Source organism: Streptococcus sp. GMD6S (assembly GCF_000297015.1).
Genome location: NZ_AJRH01000304.1, coordinates 1 through 2,479 on the forward strand (window position 1 = coordinate 1; position 2,479 = coordinate 2,479).

2 protein-coding genes are annotated in these 2,479 nt (G+C 43.3%); one reads left to right on the forward strand and one right to left on the reverse strand.

Going from position 1 to position 2,479, the window contains the following annotated elements:
* Nucleotides 1–729: zinc metalloprotease HtpX (htpX, locus tag GMD6S_RS11075; RefSeq protein ID WP_000519984.1), on the forward strand; the 729-nt coding region annotated here is incomplete at its 5' end.
* Nucleotides 730–774: 45 nt separating this feature from the next.
* Here htpX and GMD6S_RS11080 read toward each other — a convergent pair.
* Nucleotides 775–2,334, reverse strand: a complete 1,560-nt coding sequence (locus tag GMD6S_RS11080) for an ATP-binding cassette domain-containing protein (RefSeq protein ID WP_008278601.1) — start codon at nt 2,332–2,334, stop codon at nt 775–777.
* Between the last annotated feature and the right edge of the window lie 145 nt (nt 2,335–2,479).

Here is a 2,479-nt window from a genome sequence, read left to right on the forward strand (position 1 = left end):
ATCTTTCAATCGACAGAGATTGTCATGTCTATGAATGGGGCGCGTGAGGTTGATGAGCAAACGGCACCAGACCTCTACCATGTAGTAGAAGATATGGCCATGGTGGCCCAGATTCCTATGCCGCGTGTTTTCATCATTGAGGATTCTTCTTTAAATGCCTTTGCAACAGGTTCGAATCCGCAGAATGCCGCAGTAGCAGCAACGTCGGGTCTCTTAGCTATCATGAATCGTGAGGAGCTAGAAGCTGTTATGGGGCATGAAGTCAGTCATATCCGAAACTACGATATCCGCATTTCGACCATTGCTGTTGCCCTTGCAAGTGCCATTACCCTTCTGTCTAGTATGGCAGGACGGATGATGTGGTGGGGTGGGGCAGGTCGCAGACGGAGTGATAATGATCGCGATGGAAATGGTTTGGAGATTATCATGCTTATTATCTCTCTCTTAGCCATTGTTCTAGCACCTCTCGCAGCAACCTTGGTGCAGCTTGCCATTTCCCGTCAGAGGGAATTTCTAGCGGATGCATCCAGTGTGGAGCTGACCCGCAATCCTCAAGGGATGATCAATGCCTTGCGCAAGTTGGACAATAGCGAGCCGATGCATCACCATGTTGACGATGCCAGCAGCGCTCTTTATATCAATGATCCTAAGAAAGGTGGCGGGCTTCAAAAACTCTTTTATACCCACCCACCTATCTCAGAACGAATCGAACGCTTGAAACACATGTAAAAAAAATCCAGAGAGATTTCTCTGGATTTTTGCTATGTTCAAAAATTATAAATCTTGTAAATCGACGACTTCCAAACCATTTTCTGTCAAACGATAGATACTCGTACAGACCTCTTTTAAGAAACGTCGATCATGTGAAACAGTGATCAGACCGCCAGGATAAGAGGCAAATAGTTTTCTGATCTCGGGTTGGGAAGTTGGTGAGAAATTTCGGGTAGGCTCATCCAGAAGGAGAAAGTTTGGTTTGCGCAACACTAAATCCAAAAGTAGGAGTTTACCTTGTTGCCCGCCAGATAGGGAGCGGATTTGGTGGTGCATCTCTGGATAGCTGAAATTGAGACTGGCTAGGTGAGATTGGATTTTCTGTAGTTCCTCTTTTTCCCCAGTTTGGCTGAGATAGGCTACTGGAGATAAATCCAATTGTAGTTTTTTATGGTAATCTTGTGGCATAAAACCAAGTGAAATCTCTCTTTTGGCGCTTAGTAGTTGCTGCAACTTGGCTAACAGAGTTGATTTTCCAGCACCATTTGGCCCGATGATACCGATTTTATCTTGGCCACGGACCGTTAGTCGTAACTCTTGAGCTAAAATGCGCTCGCCAATGGACAAATTTTCTTTTTCCAGTTGGACTAAGACTTTAGAAGCCGGTAATGGTTGGATGTCTGAAAAGAAAAGTTGGATTTGTTCCTCTTCAAGTGGTTTTTGGGTCATGGACTGAGCTTCCTTTTCAAAACGTTTTTCTTGAGAGAGAACAGTTTTCATCTTTTTAGCCAATAGGCGACCGGCAGTACTGTCTTTGGTAGCTCGAAGTGCAGTTTCTACATTTTGCTTAACTCGGCGATGTTTTTCCATGGTTTTGTCATAGGCTCTCTGGTCGTTAGCAGCTTGCTGACTTTGTCTGGCAAAATTAGCCTTTCTCTGCTCACTATAGCGATCATAGTCTAAATGCTCGACTAGCGTTTCCGCTTCTTTCCGATGCTTGACCAGCCGCAAGTGGACAATAGTATCTGCCGTATGAGAAAGAAAGTCTTCATCATGGGAAATGAAAATAACAGTTTGACTAATCTTTCGAATCTGCCTTTTTAGCCAATCAACCGTCTCAAGGTCAAGGTCATTTGAAGGTTCATCTAAAAATAGAATCTCAAAAGGTTTTGCTAACTCGTGAATGAGCTGAATTTTCAAAGCTTCGCCCCCTGAGAGGCTCCCAATTTCTTGATCGCTAGCAAAACGATCGCTATCAAAATGCAATTCCTCCGCCAAGCGATAGAGAATACTGTAGTCTAAATCAGCGGAATCTAAAAAGAAGTAATCGTGTAGAGTCCTATTTTTTAGCTCCTCAGGTAACTTTTGAGGAATGTAGGCCAGTGATTGAAGGTCAGACTGGATGTCGCCCCTGATAGTAAAATCAGATAATGCTTCTCCCATTAAAGCCCGTAGTAAAGTCGATTTACCATTTCCTTCTTCACCAATAATAGCAACCTTTTCCCCGTCTTGGATGGTCATGCTTAGGTCAAATACAAGATCTCGTAGATCTTTGTTTTGCGTGATAGTTAGATGATTGATTTTTATCATATTGTTGCCCTTTCTAGAATGTCGATAGTGCATAACAAAAAGCTCTACTTTATCTAGTAGAGCCAAAGTCACTGTCCAAAACTCTATTAATACTCTTCAAAAATCAAATTCAAACCACGTCAGCGTCGCCTTACCGTACTCAAGTACAGCTTGCGGCTAGCTTCCTAGTTTGCTCTTT

Coding starts and splice junctions, on each gene's coding strand:
- GMD6S_RS11080 (WP_008278601.1), bottom strand. CDS start 2,334: ATGCACTATCGACATTCTAGAAAGGGCAACAATATGATAAAAATCAAT.